This window comes from Micromonospora sp. NPDC048040 (assembly GCF_055587185.1).
The window spans coordinates 279,833-295,079 of the sequence record NZ_JBVJGT010000003.1 but is presented as its reverse complement, the minus strand read 5'-3'; the positions used below and the strand labels follow the sequence as shown (position 1 = coordinate 295,079).

General features: G+C 76.5%; 12 protein-coding genes. 3 read left to right on the top strand and 9 right to left on the bottom strand.

The genetic code is table 11. The features are described from left to right. Both ACZ6O2_RS05900 and ACZ6O2_RS05895 read left to right on the top strand, forming a co-directional pair. Positions 1-1,299: a DUF58 domain-containing protein gene (locus ACZ6O2_RS05900; RefSeq protein WP_350712105.1), complete on the top strand. Its 1,299-nt coding sequence runs from the start codon at positions 1-3 to the stop codon at positions 1,297-1,299. A gap of 16 nt (positions 1,300-1,315) precedes the next feature. Beyond that, on the top strand, positions 1,316-3,784 hold the full coding sequence (locus ACZ6O2_RS05895; protein WP_466022144.1) for a transglutaminase TgpA family protein: 2,469 nt from the start codon (positions 1,316-1,318) through the stop codon (positions 3,782-3,784). Positions 3,785-4,185: 401 nt separating this feature from the next. Here ACZ6O2_RS05895 and ACZ6O2_RS05890 read toward each other — a convergent pair whose 3' ends face one another. From ACZ6O2_RS05890 to ACZ6O2_RS05880, 3 genes are all read right to left on the bottom strand, one after another. Further along, positions 4,186-4,581: a DUF3040 domain-containing protein gene (locus tag ACZ6O2_RS05890; protein ID WP_350685819.1), complete on the bottom strand. Its 396-nt coding sequence runs from the start codon at positions 4,579-4,581 to the stop codon at positions 4,186-4,188. A gap of 115 nt (positions 4,582-4,696) precedes the next feature. Beyond that, positions 4,697-5,956 carry a DNA polymerase IV gene (locus ACZ6O2_RS05885; protein WP_466022143.1) on the bottom strand — a complete coding sequence of 420 codons (1,260 nt, stop codon included), beginning with the start codon at positions 5,954-5,956 and terminating at the stop codon, positions 4,697-4,699. Positions 5,957-6,042: 86 nt separating this feature from the next. Further along, positions 6,043-6,582, bottom strand: coding sequence for a hypothetical protein (locus ACZ6O2_RS05880; protein ID WP_466022142.1), 540 nt, complete (start codon positions 6,580-6,582; stop codon positions 6,043-6,045). A 12-nt stretch (positions 6,583-6,594) separates the two neighbouring features. Between ACZ6O2_RS05880 and ACZ6O2_RS05875 the strand changes: the two genes are divergently transcribed. Next, complete coding sequence (locus tag ACZ6O2_RS05875; RefSeq protein WP_466022141.1) at positions 6,595-6,897, top strand: TetR family transcriptional regulator C-terminal domain-containing protein; 303 nt, start codon at positions 6,595-6,597, stop codon at positions 6,895-6,897. 96 nt (positions 6,898-6,993) lie between these two features. Here the strand turns inward: ACZ6O2_RS05875 and ACZ6O2_RS05870 are convergent, their stop codons facing one another. The 6 genes from ACZ6O2_RS05870 to ACZ6O2_RS05845 form a co-directional block, all read right to left on the bottom strand. Further along, positions 6,994-8,145 (bottom strand): alkaline phosphatase family protein, encoded by a 1,152-nt coding sequence (locus ACZ6O2_RS05870; RefSeq protein WP_350712110.1) that lies wholly within the window; start codon positions 8,143-8,145, stop codon positions 6,994-6,996. Continuing rightward, the gene (locus tag ACZ6O2_RS05865; protein WP_363705803.1) at positions 8,142-8,906 is read right to left on the bottom strand and encodes a methyltransferase domain-containing protein; all 765 of its coding nucleotides are present in this window, start codon (positions 8,904-8,906) and stop codon (positions 8,142-8,144) included. Before ACZ6O2_RS05865 ends, ACZ6O2_RS05870 begins: the two co-directional genes overlap by 4 nt. 37 nt (positions 8,907-8,943) lie before the next feature. Then, positions 8,944-9,120: a hypothetical protein gene (locus tag ACZ6O2_RS05860; protein ID WP_350712112.1), complete on the bottom strand. Its 177-nt coding sequence runs from the start codon at positions 9,118-9,120 to the stop codon at positions 8,944-8,946. Positions 9,121-9,217: 97 nt separating this feature from the next. After that, positions 9,218-12,607, bottom strand: a complete 3,390-nt coding sequence (locus ACZ6O2_RS05855; RefSeq protein ID WP_466022140.1) for an error-prone DNA polymerase — start codon at positions 12,605-12,607, stop codon at positions 9,218-9,220. A 69-nt stretch (positions 12,608-12,676) separates the two neighbouring features. Continuing rightward, positions 12,677-14,356, bottom strand: a complete 1,680-nt coding sequence (locus tag ACZ6O2_RS05850) for a DNA polymerase Y family protein (RefSeq protein WP_466022139.1) — start codon at positions 14,354-14,356, stop codon at positions 12,677-12,679. Next, positions 14,353-15,171 carry a hypothetical protein gene (locus tag ACZ6O2_RS05845; protein WP_466022138.1) on the bottom strand — a complete coding sequence of 273 codons (819 nt, stop codon included), beginning with the start codon at positions 15,169-15,171 and terminating at the stop codon, positions 14,353-14,355. Before ACZ6O2_RS05845 ends, ACZ6O2_RS05850 begins: the two co-directional genes overlap by 4 nt. Positions 15,172-15,247: the final 76 nt, after the last annotated feature.

Here is a 15,247-nt window from a genome sequence, read left to right as displayed (position 1 = left end):
GTGCGAGACGGGCTGCGAGGGCTGACGACCCGCGGCCGATCGTTCCTGGCGGCCGCGGTCGCGGCCGCGATCTCGGCCGGCATCCTCGGCGAGAAGGACCTGCTCCGGGTGGCCGTGCTGCTGGCCGTCCTGCCGCTGCTCGCCGCCGCCTACGTCGGGCGCAGCCGCTACAAGCTGGCCTGCAACCGGTCGCTGGACCCGCACCGCGCGCCAGTCGGGGCGAGTTCCCGGGTGGTGCTGCGGTTGCAGAACCTGTCCCGGCTGCCCACCGGCACCCTGCTGCTGGAGGACCGGCTGCCGTACGCGCTGGGCAGCCGGCCGCGGGTGGTGCTGGAGCGGCTCGGCGCCCACCAGGCCAGCTCGGTGGCGTACACGGTGCGCGCCGACGTGCGCGGTCGCTACGAGGTGGGCCCGCTGGTGGTCCGGATGACCGACCCGTTCGGGCTGTGCGAGCTCAGCCGCGCCTTCCCGAGCACCGACCACCTGACCGTCATCCCGCAGGTCACCCCGCTGCCCTCGGTACGCCTGCCCGGCGAGTACGCCGGCAGCGGCGACAGCCGGGCCCGCTCGGTCGCCGTGCACGGCGAGGACGACGCCGCCACCCGGGAGTACCGGGTGGGAGACGACCTGCGCCGGGTGCACTGGAAGTCGACCGCCCGCACCGGCGAGCTGATGGTGCGCCGGGAGGAGCAGCCGTGGGAGAGCCGGGCGACCGTCGTGCTGGACACCCGCGCGTACGGCCACCGGGGCGACGGGCCGACGGCGTCCTTCGAGTGGGCGGTCTCCGCCGCCGCGAGCATCGCGGTGCACCTGCGGCAGGCCGGCTACAAGCTGCGCCTGGTCACCGGCTCGGGGGCCGACGTCGACGCCTCCGAGGCCGCCGGCGACGGGCTGCTCCTCGACCAGCTCGCCGAGGTCGGGCTCGACAAGAACGTCGAGCTCACCACGCTCGTGCAGCGGGTCCGGCAGCGGGCGGACGGCGGCCTGATCATCGGCCTGTTCGGCTCGCTGGGCACGGCCGAGGCCGAGCTGCTGGCCGGGCTGCGGGGCAACGGCGCGACCTGCGTCGGTTTCCTGCTCGACAGCTCCACCTGGCTCAACCTGCCCGCCAAGGCGCGGGCCGAGGCCGACCACGCGCACAGCGCCGCCGCGCTCGCCCTGCTGCGGAGCGGCTGGCGGGTGATCGGGGTCGACCACGGCGCCCGGTTGCCGGCGTTGTGGCCGCAGGCGGCCCGCGGTTCGCAGGGCTTCGCCCTGCGGGCGGCGATGGCCGAGACGGTGGCCGGCGGCGTGCGATGAACGGAAGGGTCCCCTCATGATCGCCCACCGGAACCTGGGCTTCGTGGCCGCCGCGGCGACGCTGCTCGCCGCGGCGCCGCTGTCGGCCATCTTCGAACGCTGGACGTGGCTGATCCAGGCCACCATCGCGGTGGCCGTGGTCGCGGCCGCGGCCGCGCTCGCCCGGCTGGCACGGGTGCCGCTCTGGGGGCAGGTGCTCGGCATGCTGGCCGGCCTGACGCTGGCCCTGACCTGGCTCTTCCCCGGCGGCACCGAGTTGCTCGCCTTCCTGCCCACGCCGGCGACCTTCGCGCACTTCGGCGACCTGTTCAGCGGGTCGCTGGAGGACATGCGCTCCTACGGCGTCGAGGTGCCCGACACCGATCCGCTGCTGTTCATCACCGTGCTGGGGATCGGCGGCGTGGCGGTGGTGGTCGACGTGCTCGCCGTCGGGCTGCGCCGGCCGGCGCTGGCCGGCCTGCCCATGCTGGCCATCTACTCCGTGCCCGTCGCGGTCTACGTCGACAGCATCCCGCCGGTGCCGTTCGTCGTCGGCGCCGCCGGCTACCTCTGGCTGCTGGTGACCGACAACGTCGACCGGGTCCGCCGGTTCGGCCGGCGGTTCACCGGCGACGGCCGCGACGTCGACGTCTGGGAGTCCTCGCCGCTGGCCGCCGCCGGCCGGCGACTCGCGGTGGTCGGCGTGGCGCTGGCCGTGGCGCTGCCGCTGGCCGTGCCGGGGATGACCGGCGGGCTGCTCGACACCCTGACCTCCGGCTCCGGCGCCGGCAACGGCAGCGGGCGCCCCGGGCAGGGCGGGGCCCCGGGCCGGATCGACCTCTTCGCGGCGCTGAGCGGGCAGCTCAACCAGTCCGAGGTGGCCGACCTGGTCAAGGTCACCACCAACGAGCCCAGCCCGTTCTACCTGCGCTTCGGCGTCGCCGACGAGCTCAAGTCGAGCGGCTTCGACGTGGGCAACCCCCGGGGCCGCTCCGTCGAGAACCTGCCGACACCGTCCGGCGAGGGCGTCGAGCAGCGGACGTACCAGGCCACGGTCGAGGTCACGAAGAACCTCACCATGCCGCTGCTGCCGGTCTACACCGAGCCGGTGCGCACCGAGGACCTGAACGGCAACTGGTTGTACGACCCGAACCTGCAGGTGATCTTCTCCAACCGCGACAACTCCCGCGGCAAGCGCTACGCGTTCGACTACGTGCGCTCGACGTACACCCCCGAGGCACTGCAGCGGGCGCGACCGCTGCCGGCGGACCACCCGGTGCGGCGCGCACACCCGGCGCCACCGACGATTCCCGAGGTGGAGGAACTGGTCCGCACCCTGGTGGCGAACAAGAACACCGAGTACGACAAGGTCCGCGGGATCTACGACTACTTCTCCGCCGACAACGGCTTCACGTACTCGCTGAGCACCAAGGGCGGCATCAGCGGCCAGGAGATCGTCGACTTCCTCAACAACAAGGTCGGCTTCTGCCAGCAGTACGCCGCCGCGATGGCGTGGCTGGTCCGGGCCGCCGGGATCCCGGCCCGGGTGGCGTTCGGGTTCACCAACGGCAGCAACTCCAGCGGCGGCACGTACACGCTGACCAACCGGAACCTGCACGCCTGGACGGAGGTCTACTTCAACGGCATCGGCTGGGTGCCGTTCGACGCGACCCCCGCGTACGGCGTGCAGGGCTCGACCCGGTCGGCCTGGGCCCCCGACATCGACGCCCCCGAGGACGACGCGCCGGCCCCCGGCCCGTCGACCCCCGTCGGCGAGACCGACCCGTCGGCGGGCCCGGCAGGCCCCGAGGGCCCCGAGGAGGACCCCGACTCCGGCCTGGCCATCGGCGGGGCGGCCCCGGCCGAGCAGGCCCCCGTCTGGCCGTGGTACGCGGCCGGCGCGGTGCTCCTTCTGCTGGCCCTGCTCGCCCTGCCGGCGCTGCGCCGGCTGGCCCTGCGGAGACGGCGCAGCGGCCCGGCGGCGCCGGCCCCGACCGCCGTACGGGCGGGGGAGGCCGGCGACGCGCCCACCGACGGGCAGCGCATGGTGGTCCTGGCGGACGCCGAGCGGGCCCGGGCGGACGCGCACGCCGCCTGGGACGAGCTGCTCGACACGCTGGTGGACTACCGGGTGCGGGTGGACCGGACGGAGACGCCGCGGGCCACGGCCGACCGGCTGTCCCGGGATGCGCTGGCCGCCGACGCCGAGGCCACCACGGCGGTACGGCTGCTCGGCCGCGCCGAGGAGCGCGCCCGTTACGCGCGTGACCCGCTCACCGGCGAGCACCTCCCGCCGGCCCTGCGCACCATCCGCGGCGCGCTCGCCGCGCGGGCCGACCGGCGTACCCGCCTGGTGGCGGCGGTGCTGCCGCCCTCGGTGCTGCTGCGCTGGCGACTGGCCACGGCCGACGCGTCGTCCCGGCTGCTGGCGGCGGGCACGCGCGCCCGCTCCCGACTGCTGCGCTGGAGCCCGCGCCGCCTGCTGGCCGACCGCATGGCCCGCTGACCCGCACGCCCACGCGGACGGGCCGGGAGCGGCGAGGTCGCCGTTCCCGGCCCGTCCCCGTCGCGGCGCGGGCCGCCGCCACCGAAACGGGCGGAGGCGGGTCGGGGAAGCGCGGGCGCCAAGGCCACGGTGGCTTGACGGCGCGTCAAGCGTCAGAGGCCGACCGGTCTCGCTGTGGCGGCTGACCGCGGCGAACGGCGAGCCGGCAGAGCGTCAGAGGCCGCCGAGGCGGGCCGTGGGCACCCGACACGTCGGAGGCCGCCGGGGCGAGCGCAGGCGCGGAACGTCGGAGGGTGCCCGGGCGGGCCCAGGGGCGCGCGGAAACGCCTCAGGTCGCCGGGCGTGCCGGCGACGCGGTTCGTCGTCGCGGTGGTGTGACCCGCCTCAGCGGCGGGCCGGGCTCAGCGGTGCCCCTCCGGGCGCTGCCGCCACCGGTCCTCCATCCGGTCGAGGATCGAGGGCCGCCGACCCGTACGACCGCGGGGGCGGCGACGACTCGTCGTGCCTCCCACGACGTGCAGGTCAGGTGACTGCGCCCGACGATGCGACTGCACCGCGAACGCGGCCGAGGCCAGCATGACGACAAAACCCGCCACTGCCAGCGGCGGAGTCTTGATCACCGCGCCATAGACCAACAGGGCCAGCCCAGCGATGATCACGCCGGCAGCGACGAGCAGGCGACGCCGCGCGTGGAAACGCGGATCGCTGGCGCGCACGGCCGAGGCGAATTTGGGGTCCTCGGCAAGCGACCGCTCGATCTGCTCGAACAGCCGCTGCTCGTGCTCCGAGAGCGGCACGGCACTCCTCCCCGGTCACGTGGGTCGGCCCGGTCGGACCGACAGACCGTGGCAGCCAACCGGCTGCTTACCCGCAAGTCTACGAGGGCCCTCGCGCGTCGGAAAGCGGGACGACCTACGGCCGGGGTGGATTTTCATTTCGTCGCCCGTCCCGGACCCCGAGCAGACTGGCCGGACCTATGACGGACCGCCCGAAACGGGCAGCCGCGGCGTCGGCGGCAGCTTCCGCCTCCCGCCAGCCCCGTTCGGGCGCGCCGAGGGCGAGCTGCCGCGGGGTCTCCTGCGCCGGGGCGAGGCCCTCGACCCGGACGCCGACCAGGCGGATGCGCTCGCCCGGGTCGAGGGCGGCGTAGAGCGCCCAGACCGTGTCGAAGATCTCCCGGGCGACGTCGGTCGGCACACCCGACGTGCGCGACCGGTTGACGGTGCGGAAGTCGGCCAGCCGCACCTTCAGCGAGACCGTCCGCCCGACCTGCCCGGCCCGGCGCAGCCGGGCGCCCACCTTCTCGGCGAGGGCGAGCAGCGCCCGGCGGATCTCCAGGGGATCGGCCACGTCGGCGTCGAAGGTCACCTCCGCGCCGATCGACTTCTCGACCTGCTCGGGGCTGACCCGGCGCGCGTCCCGCCCCCAGGCCAGCTCGTGCAGGTGGGTCGCGGACGCCTCGCCGAGCGCCTTGCGCAGCATGCCGACCGGCGCCTCGGCGAGGTCGCCGATGGTGGTCAGGCCGAGCCGACGCAGCGTCTCGGCGGACCGCTCCCCCACCCCCCACAGCGCCGACACCGGCAGCGGATGCAGGAAGTCGAGCACCCGCGCGGCCGGGACGACGAGCAGCCCGTCGGGCTTGGCGCGGGTCGAGCCGAGCTTGGCCACGAACTTGCTCGGCGCGACCCCGACCGAACAGGTCAGCCCCTGCTCCCCGGCGACGCGCTCGCGGATCCGCCGCGCGATGGCGGCCGGGGAGCCGAAGAGCCGCCGGGCCCCGGCCACGTCGAGGAACGCCTCGTCGAGCGAGAGCGGCTCCACCAGCGGGGTGACGTCCCGGAAGATCTGCATGACCGCCCGGGAGGCCGCCGAGTACTGCGCGAAGTCCGGCGGGAGGTAGACCGCGTGCGGGCAGAGCGCCCGGGCCCGCGCGGTGGGCATGGCGCTGCGGACGCCGTAGCGCCGGGCCTCGTAGCTGGCGGAGCTGACCACCCCGCGCGGGCCGACCCCGCCGACCACGACGGCCCGGCCGCGCAGTTCCGGCCGGCGGCGGACCTCGACCGAGGCGAAGAACGCGTCCATGTCGACGTGCAGGATCGGGCAGCCGGAGTCGTCGGCGCCCGGCCCGAACCGGGGATCGCCGCCCCGGGGCAACGACTGGCTGCGACCCATCCCCGCAGGTTAGCGGGCACCTCCGACATGCCCCCGGACGGCCGGCGGCGCGGTGCGTCGCCGGGCCGTCCGGGCGGCCCGTGCCGTCAGCCCCGGTCGGCGGACGGGGTCCCCGCGGGTACGCGCCGCAGGGCGACGGCGCTGACGAGCGCCCCGACGAGCAGGATCGCCGCGCCGACGACCGCGGTGACCGTGAACCCGTCGGTGAAGGCGGCGAAGGCCCGGTCGCGCAGCACCCCGGCCACGTCGGCCGGGACCTGGCCGGCCACGGCGAGGGCGCCGCCGACCGTGTCGGTCGCGGTGTGGACCAGGTCGTCGCCGAGCCCGGCCGGCACCTCGGTGTCCATCCGGGCCCGGTAGATGCCGGCGGAGATGCTGCCCAGCACGGCGATGCCGAGCGCGCCACCGAACTCCGTGCTCGGTTCGAGTTCGGCGCTGATCCAGGGTGCGGCCATGAACAGGACGGAGATGTCCATGGAGGCGAGGAGGGCGGGGATCACGAGCAAGGACGCCCTGCTGAACGCCGCCATCCTGGAGACGTTCGACGCCTTGGGGGAAGCGATCGCCTCGGCCGTCGTGGCCGAACCGGCGGCGCACCGCTGGAGCGCCTCCGCCGGTTCCTCCACGGGGTGTTCGAGATGGCGCGCGAGCAGCGGGAGGTCCTGGTGGCGAGCGTGCAGGCGTACGCCCAGGCGGAGTTCGCACCCGAGGTGCGTGACCAGCTCGCGGCCGGCTACGCCGCCAGCCGGCGGGAGCTCGCCGCGCTGACACTCGACGTGGCGCCGGCGGAGGTCTCGCCGGAGCAGGCGCGCCGCTACGGTTCGCTCGCCCTGGCGCTCATCAACGGCGCCATGCTCCAGTGGCTGCTCGATCCCGCGTCGGCGCCCACCGCCGACGACCTCGTGCGGGCGATCGAGGGGCTCACCGGGCGCGGGCGGTAACGGCAGCAGGCCCGCCCGCGCCTGACCGCGCCGGCCCGGCGGGCGATCCGCTCCGGGAGACGCCGCCCACCGGCGGGGCGGGGTGGCCGCCGGCCGTCAGCCGCGTACGACCAGCAGCGGGATGGTCATCTCGGCCGCGGTGTCCGCCCCGTGGTACCCGACCAGCCGCGACACCATCGGCGGCTCGGACCGGGAGGCCGTCACCGCGTACGTGGCGTTGCAGACGACCACCACGTCGCCGATGCGGAGCAGGTGCTCCTCCGCCACCGGGCCGAACCAGCCGGAGGCCACCACCTCCTCGCGGGTGCGGACCCGGGCCGCGGGGCCGAGCACCTCCGACCAGGCGGCCACGACGTCGTCCCGGGCCCCGGGCGTGACGTGCAGGTAGCGGACCCGGGGCTCGCCGGCGACCACCGCCACCCCGGCGCGCAGCCGGGGATCGGTGTCCAGGTCGACGCGGTGCCCGGCCGGCACGTCGAGCTGGCCGTGGTCGGCGGTGACCAGCAGCGCGGCGTCGGGCGGCAACCCGTCGACGAGCCGGGTGAGCAGCCGGTCGACCTCCGCCGCGGCGATCCGCCAGGGCGCCGAGTCGACGCCGGTGAGGTGGCCGTGCCGGTCCAGGTCCGGGTGGTAGCCGGAGACCAGGGTGGGCCCCGGCCCGGTGGCCAGGGCGGTGAGCATCCGCGCGGCGAGCGCGTCGACGCCGGCCGCGCCGCGGTAGTCGCCGCCCCGGTTGGCGGCCACCGTCAGCCCGCTGCCGCCGAACTCCGGCCGGCTCACCACCGTCACCGCGACGCCGGCCGCCCGGGCCCGTTCGAGCTGGGTGCGGACGGGCTGCCAGCGCCGCGGCTCCGGGTCGGCCGCCCACTCGATGTGGTTGAGCACCCGGTCGGTGCCCGGCACCCGCAGGGTGAAGCCGAGCACGCCGTGCGCGCCGGGCGCGACGCCGGTGCCCAGCGTCACCAGGCTGGTCGGCGTGGTGGACGGGAAGCCGGAGGTCAACGGCCGGCCCACGGTCGCGGCGAGCCCGGCCAGGGCCGGCGCGTACGGCGCGGCGGTCGGGATCTGGTGCCAGCCGAGGCCGTCCACCAGCAGCACCGCCACCCGGCGCACCCCGGCCAGCGCGGCGCCCAGCCCGAGCGGGTCGGTGGCGCCGGGCACGCCGAGCACGGCGAGCGCGCTGGGCAGCACGTCGGCGAGGCTGCCGCCGCCGTAGCGCGGCCCGACGATCTCCAGCGGGTCGGTCACGGGCGCCGGGCGAACAGGTGCAACTGTGCGGCGAGGTCCCGCCAGGGGGCCCGCGCGGCGAGCGCCCGTTCCAGCTCCACCAGGGCGGCCGGCTGACCGTCCGCGACGGCGGCCGGGAGGAGGTCGGCGAGCACGCGTACGCCGTGGATCTCCTCGACCACGAGCCCGGCGGCGCCGAGCAGCGCGGCGGCGGTCTCGGCGTCGTAGCGCCGGCGCAGCGTGTCCCGGGCGCCCGCGGTGCCGGCCGGGTCGGCGGCCAGCGCGGCGGCGACGTCCAGGTGCCCGTTCATCGCCCGGCCGAGCACCGCGGCGGCCCGGCCGGCGACCAGCACGCTCGCGGCGCCGCCCGGGCGCAGCGCGGCGGCCAGCGCGGCCACCACCGGCGCCGGGTCGTCGACCACCTCCAGCACGGCGTGGCAGAGCACCAGGTCGGCGCTGCCCGGCTCGACCAGCCCGGCGAGCGCGTCGCCGTCGCCCTGCACGGCGCGGACCCGCTCGGCGACGCCGGCCTCGGCGGCCCGGCGGGTCAGCGCGGCGAGCGCGTCGGGACTGGCGTCGACCACGGTCACCCGGTGCCCGGCCTGGGCGAGCGGGACGGCGAAGCCGCCGGTGCCACCGCCGACGTCGAGCACGGTCAGCGCGGCGTCGCCACGGCGCTCCAGCTCGGCGCGCAGCACCGACCAGATCACGGCGGTACGGGGGGTCAGCGGCGGCCCGGCGAGCCGGCCTGGGGTCTGCTCCACCCGGTCGAGCCTAGTCACCCGGTCCAGCCCCGACGGGAACCGCCCGGGGAGGCGGTCAGGACTCGCCGGTGGCGCCGTCCTCCTCGGCCCGCGACCGCAGGGCGTTGGCCACCGGACCCTCGGTGATCTCGTACTCGCGCGGTTCGGTGTGGTGCGCCGGGGTCCAGCCGGCGTTGAGCCGGGTCCGCCGGGAGTTGGCCACTCCGCCGCTGTATCCGTGATTCCCCGTCATCGGTTCATTCCCCCTCGTGCCACGCGGGCCGCTCTGCCCGCGCGAGCAGGAGTCTCCCGCCATCGGCGGCGAAAAACCGTAATGTGGATCACTGCCGTCAACGGAAATCGCGCGATGCCGGGCTGACCGGCGGCTCGATGGCGTCCAGCCGGTCGGCGGTGAGGTTGGTGACTCCCTCGTGCCGCTGCAACCGGCCGCGCACCACCAGCGCCGCGCTGGTGCGGGCGATTCGACGGTAACGCTGCCAGAGCCCCGGGGAGCAAGTGACATTGAGCATCCCCGTCTCGTCCTCCAGGTTGAGGAAGGTGACCCCGCCGGCGGTCGCGGGGCGCTGCCGGTGGGTGACGATCCCGCCGACCCGGATCCGCCGACCCGGCTCCACCCGGCCGAGCCGGGCGATCGGCACCGCGCCGAGGGCGTCGAGCTGCGGGCGGATGAAGCGGGCCGGGTGGCTCTCCGGCGACAGCCCGGTCGCCCACACGTCGGCGACCAGCCGGTCCACCGCCTCCATGCCGGGCAGGGTGGGCGCGGCCGCGCCGGTCACCGTGCCGGGCAGGCGGCCCGGCCGGTCCTGGGCCGCCGCGCCGGCCGCCCAGAGGGCCTGCCGCCGGGACAGCCCGAAACAGGCGAAGGCGTCCGCGGTGGCCAGCGCCTCCAGCTGCGCGGCGGTGAGACCCACACGCCGGGCCAGGTCCGCCATGTCGCGGTACGGCCCGTGCGCCGTCCGCTCCGTCTCGATCCGCTCGGCCACCTCGTCGCCGAGGGTACGCACGGCGGAGAGCCCGAGCCGGACGGCCGGGCCGCCCAGCCCCCAGGCGTGCGGCGGCTCCCCCGGCGCGCTGCCCCAGCGGGTCTGCGGGGTGGACTCCAGCACCGCCCTGGCGCCGCTGGCGTTGACGTCCGGCCGGCGGACCTCGACGCCGTGCCGGCGGGCGTCGTCGACCAGGCTCTGCGGGGAGTAGAAGCCCATCGGCTGGGCGTTGAGCAGCGCGGCCAGGAACGGGCCCGGGTGGTAGCGCTTGAGCCAGGAGCTGGCGTAGACCAGGTAGGCGAAGCTCATCGCGTGGCTCTCCGGGAAGCCGTAGCTGGCGAACGCGGTGAGCTTGCGGTAGACGTCGTCGGCCAGCTCGCCGGTGATGCCCCGCTCGGCCATCCCGGCGTAGAGCCGGTCGGCGATCTGCGCCATCCGCTCCACCGAGCGCTTGGACCCCATCGCCCGGCGCAGCTGGTCGGCCCCGGCCGCGTCGAAGCCGGCCAGGTCGATCGCGAGCTGCATGAGCTGCTCCTGGAACAGCGGCACGCCGAGGGTCTTCTCCAGCGCGTTGCGCATCAGCGGGTGCGGGAAGGTCACCGGCTCCTCGCCGTTCTTGCGCCGGATGTACGGGTGCACCGAGCCGCCCTGGATCGGGCCGGGCCGGATCAGCGCCACCTCGACCACCAGATCGTAGAACTCGCGGGGCTTCAGCCGGGGCAGGGTGGCCATCTGGGCGCGGCTCTCCACCTGGAACACCCCGACCGAGTCGGCCCGGCAGAGCATGTCGTAGACCTCGGGGTCGTCCAGCGTCATGTCGCCCAGGTCGAGGGTCATCCCGATCATGTCGTAGCCGTAGTGCAGCGCGGAGAGCATGCCCAGGCCGAGCAGGTCGAACTTCACCAGGCCGACGGCGGCGCAGTCGTCCTTGTCCCACTGGAGCACGCTGCGGCCCGGCATCCGCCCCCACTCCACCGGGCAGACCTCGATCACCGGCCGGTCGCAGATCACCATGCCGCCGGAGTGGATGCCCAGGTGCCGGGGAAAGGTCTGCAGCTCGTTCGCGTACGCGACCACCTGCTCGGGGATGTCCTCGACGTCCACCGCCGCGACCGCGCCCCACCGGTCGATCTGCTTGCTCCAGGCGTCCTGCTGGCCGGGCGAGAAGCCGAACGCCTTGGCCACGTCCCGCACCGCCGAGCGGGGCCGGTAGGAGATGACGTTGGCGACCTGGGCGGTGTGCTCCCGGCCGTACCGGGCGTAGACGTGCTGGATGACCTCCTCCCGGCGGTCGGACTCGATGTCCACGTCGATGTCGGGCGGGCCGTCGCGCTCCGGGGCGAGGAAGCGCTCGAAGAGCAGCCGGTGCCGGACCGCGTCCACGTTGGTGATCCGCAGCGCGTAGCAGACCGCCGAGTTGGCCGCCGAGCCCCGGCCCTGGCAGTAGATGTCCTGCTCGCGGCAGAACGCGACGATGTCGTAGACCACCAGGAAGTAGCCGGGGAAGCCCAGTTCCTCGATCATGTTCAGCTCGTGGTCGAGCTGCGCGTACGCCCTCGGGTGCGCCTCCCGGGGGCCGTAGCGCTCCCGCGCCCCCCGCTCGGTCAGGTGGCGCAGCCAGCTCATCTCGGTGTGCCCCGGCGGCACCGGGTACGCCGGCAGCCGCGGCGCGACGAGCTGGAGGTCGAAGGCGAGCTCGGCCCCGAACTCGGCGGCCTGGGCCACCGACCCCGGGTACGCGGCGAACCGGGCCGCCATCTCCGCACCGCTGCGCAGGTGGGCGGTGCCGGCCGCGGGCAGCCACCCGTCGATCTCGTCCAGGCTGCGCCGGGCCCGTACGGCGGCGACGGTGGTGGCCAGCCGGCGCCGGCCCGGGGTGGCGTAGTGCACGTTGTTGGTGGCCACCGTGGGCAGGCCGGCCGCCGCCGCCAGCTCGGCGAGCGCGTCGTTGCGGTCGGCGTCGACCGGGTGCCCGTGGTCGGTCAGCTCCACCGCCACCGTCTCCGCGCCGAAGAGGGAGGTCAGCCGGTCCAGCTCGCGGGCCGCCGCGTCCACCCCCTCGGTGAGCAGCGCCGCCGGCACGTGCCCCTTGCGGCAGCCGGTGAGCACCAGCACGTGGTCGCGCAGCTCCGCGGCGACCTCCTCCAGCTCGCCGTAGACCGGGCGGCCCTTCTCGCCGCCGCGCAGCTGGGCGCGGGCGATGGTCGAGGCGAGCCGGGCGTACCCCTCGTGGCCGTGGGCCAGGAGCAGCAGGTGCCGCCCGAGCGGGTCGGGCTCGCCGTTCTGCGGGCCGGGCAGGTCCAGGGAGAGCTCGGCGCCGAAGATCGTCGGCAGGTGCAGCGCGCGGGCCGCCTCGGCGAAGCGCACCACCCCGTAGAAGCCGTCGTGGTCGGTGACGGCGAGCGCGGTGAGCCCCAGCCGGGCGGCCTCCTCGGCCAGCTCCTCGGGGTGGCTGGCGCCGTCGAGGAAGCTGAAGTTGGTGTGGGCGTGCAGCTCGGCGTACGGCACCACGCCGTCGGGGCGGGTCAGCTCCGGCGGCTGGTAGTGCTCCCGCTTGCGGCTCCAGACGGGAGAGTCGCCGCCGTCGGCGTCCACGGCCAGCGGGTCGACCACGTGCAGGTGCCGCTCGTCACGCGACCGGCCGCCCTGCCCGCCGGCCCGCCCGGTGCGGGGTTTCCGGCCGGAGAGCACGCGTTCCAGCTCCGACCAGGGCAGCTTCGGGTTGTGGAAGCTCATCGGGGCCCCGCCGGGTTGACGTCGTGCCGCTGCCGCTCGGCGGCGACGCCCGCAGTCGGCCGGGCGCCCTCAGTCATAGATCGCCTCCACCAGCCAGTGCCCGGCCTCCACCGCGAGCAGCAGGGCCGTGCCGTCGGCCAGGCAGACCTGGAACCGGGCCCGGCGGCGGGCCTCGGCCGGCGCCCACCAGCGCTCGTCGACCGGCCACGGGCCGGCCCAGCCGACGATCTCGGCCGGCCGCGCGGTGCCCACGGTCAGCCGGGCCGGCGCGGCGTTGACCTGGAGCCGCGCGCTGACCACGACCGGCTCGCCGGCGGCGTCGTGCACGGCCGCGGCGAGCGGGTCGGGCAGCACCACCGCAGGCGCGGGCGGCGGCAGCCGCCCCGGCCACGGCGGCTCGCCCGACCGCGCCGACGACCGGCCCGACAGCGGCGACCGGTCCGGCAGCGGCGACGGCCGGTCCGGCAGGGACGACTGACCCGGCCGGTCCGACGGCCCGTCCGGCAGGGGCGGTGGGCCGGGGCGGGCCGGCAGGCGTTCGTCCCCCCACGGCACCAGGCGCACCTGGTCGGCGGGCGAACGGCCGCCGCCGAGCACCGCGGTGACCACGGCCTCGGGGCCGAGGATGCCCTGCACCCTGCTCAACGCCCGGTGCGCCCGCTCCCGCTCCTCGCCGGCCTCCCCCCACAGGCCGGGTTGCAGGCCGGCCTGGGCGATCACCCCGTCGGGGACCAACCGCAGCCGGATGATGCCCGCCGTCGGCCGGGCCGGGCGGGCGCCGCCCCGGCCGGCACCACCGGACAGCCAGCCGTCGAGCTGCCAGCGCACCCGGTCCGCGATGGCGGCCGAGCTGAGCAGCCCGTCGTGCCGCCAGACCCGGTGCAACTCCTGGCCGTGCGCGGTGACTGCCTCGATGCCGAGGCGGGTACAGGCCAGCCCGTGCGCGGCGAGCCGGTCGTGCAGCCGCTCGGCCAGCGCCCGGGCGGCGAAGGCCGCCGTGTCGACCCGGTCGAGCGGCTCGTCGTGGTCGGCGGTGACCGCGAGGTCGGCCGGGGGCTGCCGGACGGCGAGTGGACGGTGGTCCCGCCCGGCGGCCAGCCGGTGGGCGAGCGCGCCGTCGAAGCCGAACCGGGCCAGCACGTCGCCGGCGGGCAGCGCGGCGAAGTCACCCAGGGTGCGTACGCCGAGCCGGCGCAGCAGGTCGGTCAGGGCCGGCCGGCCGAGCGCCTCGACCGGCAGGTCGGCGAGGAACCGCGGTGTCGCGCCGGGCGGGACGACCTGCCCGGCGCGGGCGGCCAGCCCGGCGGCGAAGACCCCGTCGGCGATGCCGACCTGGCTCTCCACCGCGCACGCCTGGGCGACGTGCTCGACGATCCGCTCGGCGGCCGCCTCCTCTCCCCCCAGGTAGCGGCTCGGCCCCCGGGCCGCCACCGCACACGCGCCGGGACGCACCACCTCGACGCCCGCGACCAACTCCTCGACCGCGGCGACCACCGGCTCGAACGCCCGGGCGTCCCGCCCCGGGTCGTACTCGACGACGGTGAGCTGCGGGCAGCGCCCCTGCGCCTCCCGTTTGCGCAGCCCCCGGCGCACCCCCTCGGCGCGCGCCCGCTCCGAGCAGGCGACCACCCGGTTGGCGTGCAGCACGGCGACCGGGCCGGTGGCGGGCACCCCGTCGACGATCTCGGCGGCGAGCACCGGCCAGTCCGGGCACCAGAGCAGCAGGGTCCGCACCGGCGCGCCGGTCATGCCGGACCGACCAGGGTGAGCGGGCCGTGCCGGGAGGTGTCGGCGGACGCGGCGACCGGCGGGGCGGACACGGTGGCCGCGGCGACCGGGCGGAGCCGGCCGGCGGCCGACCGGCCGGTGACGGACCCGGCGGCAGGGCCGGGGGCGGAGCGGGGAATGACCCGGGTGAGCCCGTCCCCGGGCAGCCACATCTTGATCTCCTTGGGGCGGGCGGCGGCCCCGCGCCCACGCGCCGAGACGGTGACCTCGCGGCGGCGCAGCCGGCCCCGGCCCGTCCCGAGCCCCTCCCAGGCTCCCCGGACCACCTGGAGGGTCACGTCCGCGCCGTCCCACCGCCCGTACGGGACGAGGACGCTGCCCCGTTGCCGGGCCCGGGCGGCCAGCCGGTTGGCGACCGAGGCGGAGACCGTCGCCGGCACGGCGGTGACCACGACGTCCACCCCGTCGATCAGCGCGGCGATGACGGTGGCCCACTCCGGGCCCGGGTGGGGCACCAGGGCGAGCCGGTCCAGGGCGATGCCGAGTTCGGCGGCCGCGCCCGCCCCGAACGTCGGCACCCCCACCACGGCGCACCACGAACCGGCCCGGGACGCCTCGGCGAGCAGCGCCAGGACCAGCGAGGTGCCGCCGCTGCGCCGGGGTTGACCGGTGGCGACCGCGATCGTGCTGCCGCGCCGCAGCCCCCGGTTGGGCAGCAGCCCGGTCAGCTCCGGGGCCACCGGCAGCACCCGGTGACCGCCCGCCGGATCCGGCGCGCTCGCCGGACGCACCAGAGCGGCCAGTGCGGCGGAACCGACCACCATCCGGCCCGCCATCGGACCTACCCCCCGTCGTGCTGTCGATCGGAATGTGCGCGTGGCGCTTGGGCCGCCCGGCTCCCCCCGCCGGGCG

What these genes read in the sequence shown, in the direction of transcription:
- ACZ6O2_RS05895 (WP_466022144.1), top strand. Translation starts at nt 1,316, where the DNA reads ATGATCGCCCACCGGAACCTGGGCTTCGTGGCCGCCGCGGCGACGCTG.
- ACZ6O2_RS05885 (WP_466022143.1), bottom strand. Translation starts at nt 5,956, where the DNA reads ATGGGTCGCAGCCAGTCGTTGCCCCGGGGCGGCGATCCCCGGTTCGGG.
- ACZ6O2_RS05875 (WP_466022141.1), top strand. Translation starts at nt 6,595, where the DNA reads ATGGCGCGCGAGCAGCGGGAGGTCCTGGTGGCGAGCGTGCAGGCGTAC.
- ACZ6O2_RS05860 (WP_350712112.1), bottom strand. Translation starts at nt 9,120, where the DNA reads ATGACGGGGAATCACGGATACAGCGGCGGAGTGGCCAACTCCCGGCGG.
- ACZ6O2_RS05855 (WP_466022140.1), bottom strand. Translation starts at nt 12,607, where the DNA reads ATGAGCTTCCACAACCCGAAGCTGCCCTGGTCGGAGCTGGAACGCGTG.
- ACZ6O2_RS05850 (WP_466022139.1), bottom strand. Translation starts at nt 14,356, where the DNA reads ATGACCGGCGCGCCGGTGCGGACCCTGCTGCTCTGGTGCCCGGACTGG.
- ACZ6O2_RS05845 (WP_466022138.1), bottom strand. Translation starts at nt 15,171, where the DNA reads ATGGCGGGCCGGATGGTGGTCGGTTCCGCCGCACTGGCCGCTCTGGTG.